Origin of the sequence: Streptomyces virginiae (genome assembly GCF_041432505.1) — a bacterium.
GTDB lineage: Bacteria > Actinomycetota > Actinomycetes > Streptomycetales > Streptomycetaceae > Streptomyces > Streptomyces virginiae_A.
In genome coordinates this window covers 2,662,138-2,677,364 of record NZ_CP107871.1, presented here as the reverse complement: position 1 = coordinate 2,677,364, position 15,227 = coordinate 2,662,138, and the positions used below count along the sequence as shown (strand labels likewise).

Genomic DNA, 15,227 nt, shown 5'->3' with positions numbered 1-15,227 from the left:
CCGTCCCCGTTCCCGCGCCGGCGGCCGTACCGAGAGGGGCCATGCATGGGAATGACGGTCCTCTACATCGCGTTCGGATTCGTCGCGCTGTGGCTGCTTGCCGAGGTCCTGATGCAGTACAAGGCCCGGCTCCGCTGGCGCCTGCTCGCCTTCGCCGGCTTCCTCGGCGTGGTCGCCGGCGTGATCCTGCCGTCGGTGCCGGTGATCGGCGCCGGCGCGTTGGCGTTCGCCGTGGGCCAGACCCTGGTGACGCTGTCCTTCCGCAAGGGCTTCGTCGCCGGTTGGGCGCTGCGCCGCGGCGGTGAGCCCGTGCGGCAGCAGCAGACGCGACGCCGTCGGGCCTCCGGCACCCCGTCGGAGCCGGCCCTCCAGGTCACCGCGCTGCAGTACGAGGACACCGACGGGTCCGGATCCGAGGACCGGGACGGGGCCGCCGAGGAGCGGTCGTTCCGGGACGCGCCCCCGCCCGTCTACAGCACGGAGCCGGTTCCCGAGGACACCGGGTCCTACGGGATACAGAGTTTCGCGCCCCCGGTCGACCGGACCGCGGCCTTCGCCTCGCCCTTCACCACGGCCGAGCAGGACGCCCACCAGTACGCGGCGTACTACGACCAGCAGAACCAGGGCGGCTACGACTACTCGGGCGGCTACCCGACGGGCGACCAGCAGCAGGTCTACGCCGCCTACTCGGACCCGTACATCGGCACCGGCGGAGGCGTCGTACCGCCCCAGCCGTACGACTACACCCCGTACGCCGACTACGGGCAGCAGCAGTACTCCACGGACACCCCGCCCGGCGGGGTCTGGGTCCCGCAGCAGCGGTCCACCGACGGGGCCGGCCAGGCCTACCCGATGGAGGACCAGGGCGAGCAGCCGCAGCAGTACCCGTACCCCCAGCAGGGCGGGTACGAGCAGTACCGCTACTGACGACCCCCGGCGCCGGTCACTGGGAGCCGCGGAACTCCGCGCCCTCCACGATCAGTCCGGCCACCAGGGCCCCGGTCATCCCGGCGTGCGCCAGCCCGCCGCCGGGATGGGCCCAGCCGCCCGCCAGGTACAGCCCGGGCAGGGCCGTGGTGTTGGCCGGCTGCAGCAGTCGGCCCCCGGCCCCCGCGAGGGCGGGCGGGGGCACCGCGCCGCCCGGCGCACCGGTCGCCGCCTCGATGTCGGCCGGGGTACGCACCTCGTGCCACAACAGCCGCTCCCGCAGGCCCTGTACGGCCTTCTCCGCGAGGTTCAGCAGCTCGGTGGGCTCCGAGGTGCCGGGGCCGGGTACGGCGCTCACGGTGACCGCCTCGTGCTCCTCGTCGGGCCGCGTGGAAGGGTCGTCCGGGCGCAGGACGGTGACCTGGGTCCCGGGAGCGTGGACGATCGTCCGGTGCACGGCCGTGGCGGGGCGTGCGCCGCGCAGCGCGAGCAGCAGCGTGATCCGCCCCGGTACGCCGTCCCCACGAGCGGGAACCGCGTCCGACGGCCACGGCGGCGTACCGGCCGGCAGCTGCCGGGGGTCGATCCCGCACACCACGGTGTCGGCGGCCTCCTCACGGCCGTCGGCCAGCCGCACACCGGCCGCCCGGCCGTCCGCGACCAGGACCTCCCGGACCTCCGCCCCGAAGACGAAGGCGACCTTGCGCTCCAGGCAGCGCTCGTACACGGCGGTGGCCAGGGCCCGCATCCCGCCGCGCACGTACCAGCTGCCGAAGGTCTGCTCCATGTACGGGAGCACGGTCGCCGAGGCGGGCGCGGTGGCGGGGTCGATCCCGTACCCGCGCACGACGCCGGTCAGCAGCTCCGCGAGGGCGCCGCCCAGCTCCCGGTCGGCCACCTCGGCGAGGGTCGGCGGGCGGCGGCGCAGCAGGCCGCTCCGGCGCAGGGCCGGGTACGGGTCCTCGCCCAGGCTCCGGCGGGCGCCGGGCCGCAGCGGCTCCTCCAGCAGCGGGCGCCGGGTGGCGTCCCAGGCGTCGCGGGCACGGCCCAGGACGGCGTTCCAGCGCTCGCCCGCGCCCGGGCCGAAGGCGGATTCCAGGGCGGTGGCGACACCGCCGTGGGAGGCGCCGGGGAGGGTGACGTCGATGTCGTGGTGGGGGAGGACGTGCCGGACGGCCGGGTTCACCTGGACCATGTCGACGCAGGTCTCCAGCGGGCGCTTGCCGGTCTTCACGAAAAGATCGCGGTAGACGGCCGGCAGGTGCAGCAGCCCGGGCCCGGTGTCGAAGGCGAAGCCCTCGCGCTCGTACCGGCCCACGGCACCGCCGTAGGTCGTCCCGCGTTCGTACACCGTCACCCGGTGCCCCGCCACGGCCAGCCGGGCCGCCGTCGCCATCGCGCCCATCCCGGCGCCGATCACCGCAATTCGTGCCATGCGGCCGAGCCTATCGACCCAGGTGGTGGCCCTGTGGTCAGCGGGGTGGGGCTCCGGTGGTCTCGCGGACCTCGGCGGCCAGCCGCTTCTCCTCGCGGCGCTGCGCACGGCGCCGCAGGAAGCGGCGGATCCGACTCCAGAGGAAGATCACTATCGCCAGTCCGGCGGCCAGCAGCACGGCCGCGATGACGGCGGCGGCCTCGGGATTGAACATCGCGAACGTCACGAGCCCGGCCACGCCGAGGTCCTCGGCGATGCTCATCCCCACGTTGGTGAAGGGCTCGGGCGAGGTGTTGATCGCCATCCGGGTGCCGGCCTTGACGAAATGGCTGGCCAGCGCGGTGGAGCCGCCGACCGCGGCGGCGGTGATCTCGGGGAGCGAACCGGTCTGCCCCGCCAGCAGCGCACCGATCACCGCACCGGACACGGGGCGGATCACCGTGTGGACGGTGTCCCATATCGAGTCCATGTACGGGACCTTGTCGGCGATCGCCTCGCACAGGAACAGCACCGCCGCGACGATCAGCACGTCCGTGCGCTGCAGGGAGGCGGGGACGTCGTCGGTCAGGCCGGTGCGGCCGAAGATGCCGAGCAGGAGGACCACGGCGTAAGCGTTGATCCCACTGGCCCAGCCGCTGGTGAAGACCAGAGGGAGCACACTCATCGGATCATCATGCCGTACGGGAACGCAGAAAAGTGAGGGGACGGCCGCACGGCGGCCATCCCCTCACCCACGTTGTCGGGGGCTAGTGCCCCTGCTCGTCACGGCGGCGCTGCCACCGTTCCTCGATCCGGGTCATCATCGACCGACGCTGCCGGCTCCGGCCACGGGCCGGACCGCCGGTACTTCCGGAGACGGGCTGCTCGCCAGGCTTGGGTGCCTTGCGCCAACCGGTGACCACCAGGACCGTACATCCCAGCATGACGAGGAAACCCACCACGCTGATCCAGAGCACGTTCGGAATGATCACACCGGTCATGAGGAGCGCGATACCCACCACAATGCCTGCGACTGCTTGGTAGACCCGTCGCCGGGTGTACGTACGCAGTCCGCTTCCCTCAAGCGCTGTCGCGAACTTGGGATCTTCGGCGTACAGCGCTCGCTCCATCTGCTCGAGCATTCGCTGCTCGTGCTCCGAGAGCGGCACGGGAGTCCTCCTCATCCGTCGGTCGCGGGGGTGGCGACCAGGGGTCCCCTTCAGGATAGGCGGGGAATCGCCCCCGTGACACCCGCCCTCTGCGCCGCGTTCCAAAAGGACACGACCCAGAAATGACGCAGCCGATGAAAGCGCTGCGTGAAAACCGTACCGCCGTGGGGGCTGTCACTGAGGCCCTTATTCCCCAATGGTCCGTCCACCATGCCGGTCCTGCACCTGATCATACGGGGCCGACCGGCGGATCGGAGGGTGTGTGGCCGACTCCGCCCGCGGAAGGTCGCAGTTCAGGCTCGCTTCTCGCCCAGGACGTGCAGCTGGGTGGCGACCGCGTGGAAGGCGGGCAGCTCGGCGGCGGCCTCCTCCAGACGCAGCAGCGCCTCCACGGCGCCGGGCTCGGTGTCCACCAGGACCCCGGGCACGAGGTCGGCGAAGATCCGCACGCCGTGCACCGCGCCGACCGCGAGGCCGGCCCCGCCGACCAGCTCGGAGAGCTGCTCGGCGGTGAAGCGGCGCGGTACCGGGTCGCCGGAGCCCCAGCGGCCGGCCGGATCGGTCAGGGCGGTACGGGCCTCCGTGAAGTGCCCGGCCAGCGCGCGCGCCAGCACGGCCCCGCCGAGGCCGGCGGCCAGCAGGCTGAGCGTGCCGTCGACGCGCAGCGCGGCCACCGTGTTCGCCACGCCCTCGGCGGGGTTGTCCACGTACTCCAGCACGCCGTGGCAGAGCACCACGTCGTAGGCGTCCCGCTCGACGACGTCCAACAGGCCTTGGGCGTCTCCCTGGACACCGCGCACGAGGTCGGCGACACCGGCCTCGGCCACCCGGCGCTCCAGCCCGAACAGCGCGTTCGGACTGGGGTCGACCACGGTGACCCGGTGGCCCAGGCGGGCCACCGGCACGGCGAACTTACCGGTGCCGCCACCGGTGTCGAGCACGTCCAGCACATCCCGCCCGGTCGCCTTCACCCGGCGGTCGAGTGCCTCCTTGAGGACCTCCCACACCACGGCGGTGCGGAGGGAGGCACGGGGGCGGGAAGTGTCCGACACGGCTGATGGCTCCTCGGCGCGGTAAAGGGTGAGCGGTCCTGGCCCACCCTATTGCCTTCCGCCGCCGGGCAGCTCATCCCGCGTCCGGATGCTCCGGGCGTGGTTGCGGCAGGGTCTGTCCCAGGGGCTGGGGCGGCGTCCGGAGGGTGAGCATCCGTTCCACCAGGCGAAGGAACATCGACGCCGCCCGCACCAGATCGTCCGCGTCCCGGGGGCTCGCCGCGTCCGCTATCCCCGCTTCGGCCCTGGCCCGGCGCGCGGCGCCGGAGGCGAAGAGCGCACTCCACTCGGCCAGCTCCGGGGCTATCTCCGGCAACACCTCCCACGCGCTGCGGATCCGGGGCCGGCGCCGCGGGTTCACGGGTTCGGGCCGGGCGCGCGCGGCGAGCACGGCCGCGGCGGTGCGCAGCGCGGCGAGGTGGGCGGTCGCGTACCGCTCGTTGGGGCGGGTCAGCCGGGCGGCCTCGGCCAGGCCGCTGTGGGCCTTGGCGAGCAGGTCGAGGGCGGCCGGAGGAGCGGTCGACTTCCGAAGGACGGGGTGGACAGGGGACGGGGACGGTGTGGCCATGACGAACCTCCTGTCGATCTGTCGATGCGTTACCACCATCGTGACGGGCACCACTGACAATTGCGCTGACCTGGGCTTTTACGGTCACGAACCGGGCAACTGCCCCCTCCTGCGCACCTGGTGCGAAGAAGGATGCTAGTTTTTGAACTGACCGGTCAGTTCAAAAAGAAGGGGGACGGCGTGGACAGCCCGCACGGCGCGGCCGTCAAGGCCGAGGACTTCGGACTCAAGGGCCCGCGCGGCTGGGCCTTCCAGGGAGTCGGCATCGACGCGGCGCCCGGCTCGCTCATCGCGGTCGAAGGCCCCTCCGGCAGTGGTCGGACCTGCCTGCTCCTCGCCCTCACCGGGAGGATGAAGCCCACCCGGGGCCACGCCGAGGTCGGCGGCCACCACCTGCCGAAGCGGATGACGGCGGTCCGCCGGATCGCCGCACTCGGCCCGGTCTCCGGGGTCAACGACCTCGACCAGGCCCTCACCGTCGCGGAACAGCTGCGCGAGGGCGCCCTGCTCCAGCGCCACTACGGCGCTCCGGTCCGCGCCATGCTCCGGCCCCGGGCCGAGCGCCGGGCCGCCGCCGAGGCACGGATCGCCGCCGCCCTGGAGGCCGCCGGACTGGACCTCGCCGCGCTGCCCAAGGGCGAGCGGACCTCCGTACGGGACCTGGAACGCCTGGAGGCCGTACGGCTGTCCGTCGCCATCGCGCTGCTGGGCTCCCCGGCCCTGCTCGCCCTCGACGACCTCGACCTCAAGCTGTCGGACACCGAACGCGTCGAGGCCTGGGACCTGCTCCGCTCGGTCGCCGCCCGCGGGATCACCGTCCTCGCGGTGTGCAGCGAGGCACCCGCCGACGCGATCGTCCTGCGGACCTCCCCCAAGGAGCCGGACGCACCGGAGGCACCGGACGCGTCGGACACGCCCGCCGTCGTGGAGAGCGACGCGGACGCGGAGCCCGACGAGGGATCCGGCACCGACACGAAGACCGACACGAAGACCGAGAACGACGACACGAAGGGGGCGGACGATGCGCTCGCCGAAGCTGGCCGCGCTTGAGCTGAAGCGGTTCGGGCGGGGGAAGCTGCCCCGGGCCGCTCTCGTCGCGCTGCTCCTGCTGCCACTGCTCTACGGGGCCCTGTACCTGTGGTCCTTCTGGGACCCGTACAGCCGCCTCGACAAGGTGCCCGTCGCCATCGTCAACGCCGACAAGGGCGCGACCGTCGGCGGCGAGAGCTTCGACGCCGGCGCCGAGATCGCCAAGAAGCTGCACGACAGCAAGAAGTCCTTCGAGTGGCACGACGTGAGCGCGAAGGAGGCGGCCGAGGGCCTGGAGAACGGTACGTACTACCTGACCCTGACCATGCCCGCCGACTTCAGCGCGAAGATCGCCTCCAGCTCCGGCGACGACCCCACCACCGGGGCCCTCCAGGTCCGCACGAACGACGCCAACAACTACATCGTCGGCTCGATCTCGCGCTCCGTCTTCGCCGAGGTCCGCTCCGCGGCGTCCACCAACGCCTCCCGCAAGTTCCTCGACAAGATCTTCGTCAACTTCTCCGACCTGCACGACAAGACCGCCGAGGCGGCCGACGGCGCCGACAAGCTCAAGGACGGCGCGGGCCAGGCGCAGGAAGGCGCCAAGGAACTCGCCGACGGCCTCGACACGGCGCAGGAGAAGTCCGGCGAACTCAACACCGGTCTGCGGAAGCTGAACACGGCGGCCGGCAAGCTGGAGACCGGCTCCAAGGACGTCGCGGACGGCACCCAGGCGCTGGCCGACAAGGTCAACGGGGCCGCTGACAAGGCCCGCCCCTTCGTCAAGGACCCCAAGAACCTCGCCGACACCGCCGAACTCGTCGCCGACAGCGCGAAGGTGGTCAACAACCACCTCGGCACCTTCGCGGAGAAGGCCCCGGCCGCCGCGGCCGCCGCGAAGAAGGCCGCGACCGGCGCGGACGCGTACTACACCAAGCACTGCGTCACCCCCGGCGCCGAACCGCACCTGGCCTCCTGCCCCGACCTGAAGAAGGTCAGGGACAGCGCGGCCGAGGCCGCCGAACTCAGCGGGGACGTCAACGCCCTGGTCAAGAACACGAACGGGGACGTCGGCAAGCTCCGCACCCAGCTCACCGACCTGGAGAAGAAGGCCCGCGAGCTCGTCGACAAGGCTCCCCAGCTCGCGGGCGACCTCGACGCGGCCGTCGCCAAGGTCAACGCCCTCAACAGCGGAGCCCACAAGGTCTCCGCCGGCATGGCCCAGCTCCACACCGGCCTCGGCACCGCCACCACCGGCTCCGGCGCCCTCGCCGACGGCGTCGGCAAGCTCGGCGACGGCGCCCACCGGCTCGACGGCGGCATGTACAAGCTCGTCGACGGCACCGGCGAACTCGCCGGCGGCCTGCACGACGGCGCCGGCAAGATCCCCGACTACGACCAGCAGCAGCGCGACGAGCGCACCCAGGTCATGGCCGACCCGGTCCAGCTCGCCAACCAGTCCCTGCACAAGGCGCCCAACTACGGCACCGGCTTCGCCCCCTACTTCATCCCGCTCTCCCTCTGGGTCGGCGCGATGGTCGCCTACATGCTGATCGCCCCGCTGAACCGGCGGGCCCTGGCCGCCGGCGCCTCGCCCTGGCGGGTCGCGCTCGCCGGCTGGCTTCCCGTGGCGGGCCTCGGCGCGGCGCAGGTGGCCCTGCTGATGTCCGTACTGCACTGGGCGCCCGGCCTCGGCCTGAAGATGGCCCACCCGGCCCTCACCATCGGCTTCCTGATGCTGGTCACCGCCTGCTTCGCCGCGATCGTCCAGTGGCTCAACGCCAAGTTCGGCGCCGCCGGCCGCATCCTGGTGCTGGCCGTCCTGATGCTCCAGCTGACCTCGGCGGGCGGCACCTACCCCGTCCAGACCAGCCCGGACTTCTTCAACTGGATCCACCCGTACCTGCCCATGTCGTACATCGTCGAGAGCCTGCGCCGCCTCATCACCGGCGGCGACCTCGCCCCGGTCTGGCAGGGTGGCGCGGTCCTGCTGGCCTTCACTGCCGGCGCCCTGGCCCTCACCGCGCTCGCCGCCCGCGGCAAGCAGGTGTGGACCATGGACCGACTGCACCCGGAACTGAGCCTGTAGGGACGTGTTGACCTGTGACAATCAGCGCCATGGAAAGCAGCAGCACCGGTACGGGCACCGGCGGGGGCCGTCGTGCGATCACGCGGCAGAAGCTCTACGAAGCGGCCGTCACCCTGATCGCCGAGAAGGGCTTCTCCGCGACCACGGTCGATGAGATCGCCGAGCGGGCAGGCGTCGCGAAGGGCACCGTCTACTACAACTTCGCGAGCAAGAACGAGCTCTTCGAGGAGCTGCTGCGGCACGGCGTCGGCCTGCTGACGGTCTCCCTGCGGACGGCCGCCGAGGAGACGGAGGCCCGAGGCGGCAGCCGGGTCGAGGCGCTCGACGCGATGATCCGGGCCGGACTCGTCTTCATCGACCGGTACCCGGCCTTCACCCAGCTGTACGTCGCCGAACTGTGGCGCACCAACCGCGCGTGGCAGTCCACCCTCATGGTGGTCCGGCAGGAAGCGGTGGCCGTCGTGGAGAAGGTGCTGCGCGAAGGCGTCGAACGCGGTGAGTTGAGCGCCGAGATCGATGTGCCGCTCACAGCGGCCGCGATGGTCGGGATGGTGCTGGTCGCCGCCCTGGACTGGCAGTCCTTCCAGAGCGAGCGGTCCCTGGACGACGTGCACTCGGCGCTGTCGCTGCTGCTGCGGGGCCGGGTCAGCGGCAACCGCTGACCACCGGCGCGCCACCACCCCCCAGTCGGCGGTGCCGCGGGGGCGCGCCGGCCCGTAGAACTGGTGGGGCCGGCCGCGACGGCTGAGTATCCGTACCTAGGCGCGGAAATGAGTACGTACGCGGATGGGCTCCCACCTGCGCGGACGCCAGACTGGGAGCAACGGACAGGAGACCCGGTCCGCACCGCGGACACGGGGCCGCGGAGCGGACCGGGTGCCTCCTTCCGTGACCGGGACGGGGGACACGGCCCGGTGTCGCAGGACGGGAGAAGGCGGCGGGGCTCGGGGGGATCGAGCCTCACCGCCTTTTCGCGTCCGCGGGTTCGGTGGGTCGTGTGCCGGGCCGCGCCGCCGTTGCCGGGGCTCCGCCCCGGACCCCGCGCCTCGAACGCCGGCGGGGCTGAAAGATCGCCTCGAACGCCGGCAGGGCTGAAAGAGACGCCGGAGTTCGAGGCGAAGGTGCCTCAGCCTCGGCCCCGCAGGGGGAGTCGCTGGAGTCGGAGGCGGGCTGTCGTGAGGCGGGTGGACACCGCCGCGGCGATCGCGGACCGGCGGGCCGAGAAGGCCCAGGCGACCCGGGCCGCCGAGCGGGGCAACAGCAGGATGCGCAGCCGGGGCAGCCGGTCCGCGGACGCCAGCAGGCCCGTGCGGGCCAGCAGGACGTCGTCCGCCAGCTCCGGGTACGAGACCTCCGCGCCCGGGGGCGCGTACAGCGCCCGTTCCACCGCACCGGCGATCCGGTGCACGGCCGCCGCCGGCTCCTCGTCCAGGCGGCCCAGCTCCACGATCCGGCTCGCCGCCCGGCGCGGGGACAGCGCCTCGTCCGGGAGCACACCCGCGTCCCAAGCGGTGTCGCCCAGTTCCCGCCAGGCCGTCAGCACTTCCCCGGTCGCCAGCCGCCGGGCCCGCAGCCGGGTCCGCCACAGCATCGGGAGCAGGGGCAGACCCAGTACCGCCAGCGCGAGCGCCGCCCAGCCGAGGACCGACGTCACCGACGGCCCACCGCCGCCGCCCGTGCTCTGCGCGGGCGCGGCCGCGCCGCACTCACCGAGCTTCTTCAGGTTCGGCGGGCACTCGGGGGTCGCCGAGGGCCCCGTCGAGGGCTGCGCCACGCTCTGCGAGGGCAGCGGCGCCGGTGCGGACGGCTGGGTGGCCGGGGTCTGTGCCCGCGAGTACTCCGGGATGTTGATGCCGGAGCGGGGCGTCGGCTCGAAGCGGGTCCAGCCCACGCCCTCGAAGTACAGCTCGGGCCAGGCGTGCGCGTCGCGCATCGACACGTTCACATTGCCGTCCGACTGCTTCTCGCCGGGCGTGAAGCCCACCGCGACCCGGGCCGGGATGCCCAGAGAGCGGGACATCGCCGCCATCGAGAAGGCGAAGTGGACGCAGAAGCCCTCCTTGTCGGCGAGGAACCGGGCGACCGCCTGCGGACCCGTGCCCGAGGCCGTCCTCGTGTTGTAGCGGAACCCGCCGTTCACAGCGAAGTAGTCCTGCAGCTTCACGGCCCGCGTGTAGTCGTCCTTCGCCCCCTGCGTCACCTGGCGGGCCGTCTCGGCGACCACGGGCGGCAGGTTGTCCGGGAGCTTCGTGTACTCCTCCTGGACCGCCGGGTCGGGCTTCGGGGCGCTCTGCAGCTGCTGGGCCGTCGGCTTCAGCAGCAGGCTGCGCACCGTGTACTCGGCGCCCTGGACGTTCTGGAACTTGTCCCGGCCCAGCTGGTCGCCGACGAGGGTCCGGCCGGCCGGCTCGAACCGCCACTTGCCGCCGATCTCCACCGACGTCGCCGGGTACGGCATGGGGAGGTAGCGCTGGGTGTAGTAGTCCGCCGCGGAGATGCTGGTGGTGACCTCGACGGCGGAACGGCTCACCGGGGCGCGGAGCCCCGGGGGTTCCGGCAGCTTCTCCGGCACGTCCACCAGGGCCCGCCCGGAGGCCTCCCACTTGACGCCGTTGAACTCGTCCAGGGCCAGGATCCGCAGGTACTGATCGGCCTGCTGCGGGCTGTTGGTCCGGTACTTCAGGACCACGCGGTTGTCCTGCGCGTTGAGGTTGCTCTGCAGGGACACCAGCGGGTTGACCGCCGAGATCGTCCCGCCCACGCCGCCACCGCTGTCCTCGGCGGCGTCCTGCGTGCCGCCCAGCAGCCCGCCGCCGAGCGAGGGCAGCACGGCCGGCACCGCAAGTGCCAGGCCCAGGGTCACCGCGCCGATCCGCCGCCCGAACTTCACGGGAGCCGTCGCCTGCCCGCCCGCCCCGCCCGCGAGGCCGGAGTCGGCGGCGCCCCGGCGCGGGGCCGCGCCGAAGACCCGGCCCCACTGGGCGAGCCGGTCGCGGCCCTCGGACAGCAGCAACATCAGGTAGCCGCAGCCCGCGAGCAGGAAGGCGAACCAGGAGGCGCCCCCGCCCCCCGCCAGGCCCGAGGCCACCGAGTACAGCGCCAGCAGCGGCAGCCCGGCCGCGGCGGCCGTGCGCATGGTCACCGCCAGCGTGTCCACGAGCAGTCCGATCAGCAGCACGCCGGACACCAGCAGCAGTTTGATGCCGTCCGTCAACGGAGCCGGGATGGCGAACTCGCCCACGTCCCGGACGCCTTGACCGAACAGCGCGCCGAAGTCCGTCACCAGGTACGCCAGCGGCCCGTCCCCGTGGGACTCGCCCTTGCCGGCGTAGAGGAACGCCAGCAGCAGCAGCGACGTCAGCACCTGCGCGGCCACGGTCAGCGTCCGGGCCAGCGGTACCCGCCGGGCCCCGGCGCCCACCGCGCTCTGCACGGCGAGCAGCAGCGCCGCCTGGAGCAGCCAGGCCTGCGAGTCCACCAGGGCGTTCAGCGACCACGAGGTGAGCAGTGTCGCCAGTGCCGCGAACAGCGTCAGTTTCGCCCGCCCGCTCATTCCCGACCTCCGGAGGTTCCCGTACCGACGCGCGCGGTCCCGGCCTGGCGCCACAGTTCGCCGAAAGCCACGCCGGGCGGGGCGGCCAGTGCCGTCCAGCCCGCGTCGCGCAGCCTGTGCAGCCGCTCCTCCAGCGGGGGCACGGCATGTCCCGGGGCGGGCCGGCCGCCCCAGGTCGCGGAGTCCAGTACGAAGGCCACCGCACCGGAGGCGCGCTGGCGCATCCGGGCGGCCAGTTCTGTCTGTACGTCGTCCAGGTCGCCGAAGAAGGCGATGAGGAGCCCGTCACCGCCGGCTCCGCCGAAGCCGCCGCTGCCACCGGCGCGCACCGCGTCGTAGGCGCGGGAGAGCCCGGCGCCGTCGGAGTGCCCGACGACCGCGAGGGTGTCCATCATCAGCCCGGCGGCCTCCGCGGACTCCTGCCCGCCGGAGGAGAAACCGCCGCTGCCCTCACCGGGCACCGAGCTGCCGGTGTCGGTGAGCAGGCGTGCGGAGAAGCCCTGTTCCAGGACGTGCACCAGGCTGGAGGCGGCCGCCGAGACGGCCCACTCGAAGGCGGAGTCGGGGCCGGCGCCGTCGAACGCCAGGCGCCGGGTGTCCAGCAGGACGGTGGCCCGGCTGCGCTGCGGCTGCTCCTCGCGGCGGACCATCAGCTCGCCGTAGCGGGCGGTGGAGCGCCAGTGCACGCGGCGCAGGTCGTCGCCGCGTCGGTAGCCGCGGGGGATGACGTCGTCGTCGCCGGCCAGGGCGAGGGAGCGGCGGCTGCCGTCGCCGTAGCCGTTGGACTCGCCGGTCAGGCGGACCGGCGGCAGGGGTTCGGTGCGCGGGATGACGGTGAGGGTGTCGTAGGTACTGAAGGAGCGGGTCAGCTCGACCAGCCCGAAGGGGTCGGACAGGCGCAGCTGGAGCGGGCCGAGCGGATAGCGGCCGCGCAGGTCGGAGCGGACCCGGTAGGACACCTCGCGGCGGCCGCCGGGTTCGACCCGGTCCAGTACGAAGCGCGGGCGCGGGCCCAGTACGTAGGGCACCCGGTCCTGGAGCATCAGCAGGCCGGTGGGCAGCCGGGAGACGTTGTCCATGCGCAGCTGCACGCGGGCCTCGCTGCCCGCGGGGACCCGCCCCGGGCTGAGCCGGCGGCTGCCGGAGACCCGGAAGCGGGTGCGGTGGAGGGCGTAGACGCAGATCAGGGGCAGGAGGGCGAGCAGCAGGCCGACGCGCAGCAGTTCGCCCTGGCCCAGCACGTACGCGCAGGCCGCGGCGGCTATGCCCGCGGCCAGGAACGAGCGGCCCCGGGTGGTCAGTCCGGACAGCGACGCGCGCAGGCCGCCGCCGTCCCCCGGGCCACCGGCGCCGCGCGGGGCACCGGCGCTCATCAGAAGCTCCGGATGCCCGCGCCGGGCGGCATCTCGCCGCGGGCGTGCGCGGCCGGGACCGGGGTGCGCTGCAGGATCTCGCCGACGACCTGCTCGGCGGAGCGGCGGTTCAGCTGGGCCTGCGCGGTGGGCAGCAGCCGGTGCGCGAGGACCGGGGCGGCCAGGGCCTGGACGTCGTCCGGCAGGACGTAGTCCCGGCCGGCGAGCGCGGCGGCGGCCTTCACGGCGCGCAGCAGGTGCAGGGTGGCGCGGGGCGAGGCGCCGAGCCGCAGGTCGGGGTGGGTGCGGGTGGCGGAGACCAGGTTGACGACGTAGCGCTTGACGGGCTCGGCCACGTACACCTCACGGACCGCCTCTATGAGCTTGACGATCTCGTGGGAGTGCGCGACGGAGGTGAGGTCGTCGAGCGGGGAGACCCCGCCGTGCACGTCGAGCATCTGGAGCTCGGCCTCGGGGCTGGGGTAGCCGACGGAGACGCGGGCCATGAAGCGGTCGCGCTGGGCCTCGGGCAGCGGGTACGTGCCCTCCATCTCCACCGGGTTCTGGGTGGCGACGACCATGAAGGGGCTGGGCAGCGTGTAGGTCGTGCCGTCGATGGTGACCTGGCGCTCCTCCATCGACTCCAGCAGCGCGGACTGGGTCTTCGGTGAGGCGCGGTTGATCTCGTCACCGATGACGATCTGCGCGAAGATCGCGCCCGGCTTGAACTCGAACTCGCGGCGCTGCTGGTCGTAGATGCTGACACCGGTGATGTCGGAGGGCAGCAGGTCCGGGGTGAACTGGATGCGCTGGACCGAGCAGTCGATGGACTTGGCGAGCGTCTTGGCGAGCATCGTCTTGCCGACGCCGGGCACGTCCTCGATCAGCAGGTGACCCTCGGCGAGCAGCACGGTCAGCGCGAGGCGGACGACCTCGGGCTTGCCCTCGATCACGCTCTCGACCGACCGGCGCACCCGCTCCACCGTGCTGGTCAGATCCGCGAGGCTCGCTCGGTCGTCGTACGTCGTCACCTGGTTCTCCTCGGCCTTTCCCAGGGCCGACGCCGTTGGCGCATGAACCGGCCCACCCCGAAACACGGACACCGGCCCGGGGGATCCCCGGTGGTGCCACCCCGCATTCTTGACGGCGTTAAGGCCTTGTGTCACTCAAGAGCTGGGATCGATCTCCCGCAGGAGCCCGGTGTGCACATCGAAGACGAAGCCTCGCACATCGTCCTTGTGCGGCAGGAAGGGGTTGGTGCGAACCCGCTGCATGGACTGGCGGACGTCCTGGTCGACGTCCCGGAAGGCCTCGACGGCCCAGGCGGGACGCTGGCCGACCTCGTCCTCCAGCTCGTGCCGGAAGTCCTCGGTCAGGTTCTCGAGACCGCAGCCGGTGTGGTGGATGAGTATCACCGTGCGGGTGCCCAGGGCCCGCTGGCTGATGGTGAGCGAGCGGATCGTGTCGTCGGTGACCACACCGCCCGCGTTGCGGATCGTGTGACAGTCGCCGAGTTCCAGGCCGAGGGCCTTGTGCAGGTCGAGACGGGCGTCCATACAGGCCACCACGGCGACCTGGAGGACGGGGCGGGCGTCCATGCCGGGGTCGGAGAATTTCGCGGCGTAGCGCTGATTCGCCTCGACCAGCCGGTCGGTGACGGATCCGCCGACGGATGCCTCGGACGCGGACTCTGCAGGCAGGGATGCGGAAGTCGTCATGGGTACGACGTTAGTGGTCACGGCGGGTTGTGGCCTCGCGTGAGAGCGGACAAAGAACGTCAACGAGGCTTGTTGTGAGCTAACCCACAGGGGTGGGGGCAGGGCAGCCATCCGGGTGATTCGCGGCATTTGCCGGTTCGGTCCGAGAGCCGCGCACGGCGCGCGAGGCGGTTCGTTGACCGCGGCGACCGTTGCACTAAAGTGACGCGAACCGGCCGGAGCCCGGCCCTGACCGGCCGCCCGGCCCCCGATGAACACTCCGCGTGCGCGGCGCGTACGTACGGCCCGGCCCTCTCCCGCTCACCGGCCGGCCGGCGCCACCTTCCCCGGCGCCGGTCGCGGATGCGGGAACCAGG

The 15,227-nt window shown here is 72.7% G+C and carries 13 protein-coding genes; 4 read left to right on the top strand and 9 right to left on the bottom strand.

Translation table 11 applies throughout. From position 1 onward, the window contains the following. Window positions 1-45 precede the first annotated feature (45 nt). On the top strand, window positions 46-927 hold the full coding sequence (locus OG624_RS12540; protein ID WP_033221793.1) for a hypothetical protein: 882 nt from the start codon (window positions 46-48) through the stop codon (window positions 925-927). 16 nt (window positions 928-943) lie between these two features. Here OG624_RS12540 and OG624_RS12535 read toward each other — a convergent pair whose 3' ends face one another. The 5 genes from OG624_RS12535 to OG624_RS12515 all read right to left on the bottom strand — a co-directional run bounded on the left by OG624_RS12535 (window position 944) and on the right by OG624_RS12515 (window position 5,130). Next, window positions 944-2,362: a phytoene desaturase family protein gene (locus OG624_RS12535; RefSeq protein WP_266441044.1), complete on the bottom strand. Its 1,419-nt coding sequence runs from the start codon at window positions 2,360-2,362 to the stop codon at window positions 944-946. A gap of 37 nt (window positions 2,363-2,399) precedes the next feature. Then, a complete protein-coding gene (locus OG624_RS12530; protein WP_033221789.1) occupies window positions 2,400-3,026 on the bottom strand; it encodes a DUF4126 domain-containing protein in 627 nt (208 codons plus the stop codon). An 82-nt stretch (window positions 3,027-3,108) separates the two neighbouring features. Continuing rightward, a complete protein-coding gene (locus OG624_RS12525; protein WP_033221787.1) occupies window positions 3,109-3,510 on the bottom strand; it encodes a DUF3040 domain-containing protein in 402 nt (133 codons plus the stop codon). 293 nt (window positions 3,511-3,803) lie between these two features. Continuing rightward, complete coding sequence (locus OG624_RS12520; RefSeq protein ID WP_371639419.1) at window positions 3,804-4,562, bottom strand: class I SAM-dependent methyltransferase; 759 nt, start codon at window positions 4,560-4,562, stop codon at window positions 3,804-3,806. 73 nt (window positions 4,563-4,635) lie between these two features. After that, window positions 4,636-5,130: an SAV_6107 family HEPN domain-containing protein gene (locus OG624_RS12515; protein WP_202506784.1), complete on the bottom strand. Its 495-nt coding sequence runs from the start codon at window positions 5,128-5,130 to the stop codon at window positions 4,636-4,638. A 180-nt stretch (window positions 5,131-5,310) separates the two neighbouring features. Between OG624_RS12515 and OG624_RS12510 the strand changes: the two genes are divergently transcribed. From OG624_RS12510 to OG624_RS12500, 3 genes are read left to right on the top strand one after another with little or no spacing between them, the layout of a single operon-like run. Next, window positions 5,311-6,180, top strand: a complete 870-nt coding sequence (locus OG624_RS12510) for an ATP-binding cassette domain-containing protein (RefSeq protein ID WP_033221783.1) — start codon at window positions 5,311-5,313, stop codon at window positions 6,178-6,180. Next, window positions 6,152-8,248 (top strand): YhgE/Pip family protein, encoded by a 2,097-nt coding sequence (locus OG624_RS12505; protein ID WP_371587624.1) that lies wholly within the window; start codon window positions 6,152-6,154, stop codon window positions 8,246-8,248. Before OG624_RS12510 ends, OG624_RS12505 begins: the two co-directional genes overlap by 29 nt. A 29-nt stretch (window positions 8,249-8,277) precedes the next feature. After that, the gene (locus OG624_RS12500; protein WP_033221781.1) at window positions 8,278-8,910 is read left to right on the top strand and encodes a TetR/AcrR family transcriptional regulator; all 633 of its coding nucleotides are present in this window, start codon (window positions 8,278-8,280) and stop codon (window positions 8,908-8,910) included. 464 nt (window positions 8,911-9,374) lie between these two features. Here the strand turns inward: OG624_RS12500 and OG624_RS12495 are convergent, their stop codons facing one another. The 4 genes from OG624_RS12495 to OG624_RS12480 all read right to left on the bottom strand — a co-directional run bounded on the left by OG624_RS12495 (window position 9,375) and on the right by OG624_RS12480 (window position 14,934). Beyond that, window positions 9,375-11,801, bottom strand: coding sequence for a transglutaminase family protein (locus OG624_RS12495; RefSeq protein WP_371639418.1), 2,427 nt, complete (start codon window positions 11,799-11,801; stop codon window positions 9,375-9,377). Then, complete coding sequence (locus OG624_RS12490; protein ID WP_352165456.1) at window positions 11,798-13,174, bottom strand: DUF58 domain-containing protein; 1,377 nt, start codon at window positions 13,172-13,174, stop codon at window positions 11,798-11,800. The genes OG624_RS12495 and OG624_RS12490 overlap by 4 nt, the downstream gene beginning before the upstream one ends. Further along, the gene (locus tag OG624_RS12485) at window positions 13,174-14,184 is read right to left on the bottom strand and encodes an AAA family ATPase (protein WP_371639417.1); all 1,011 of its coding nucleotides are present in this window, start codon (window positions 14,182-14,184) and stop codon (window positions 13,174-13,176) included. Before OG624_RS12485 ends, OG624_RS12490 begins: the two co-directional genes overlap by 1 nt. Window positions 14,185-14,319: 135 nt before the next feature. Further along, window positions 14,320-14,934 (bottom strand): beta-class carbonic anhydrase, encoded by a 615-nt coding sequence (locus OG624_RS12480; RefSeq protein WP_078909378.1) that lies wholly within the window; start codon window positions 14,932-14,934, stop codon window positions 14,320-14,322. Between the last annotated feature and the right edge of the window lie 293 nt (window positions 14,935-15,227).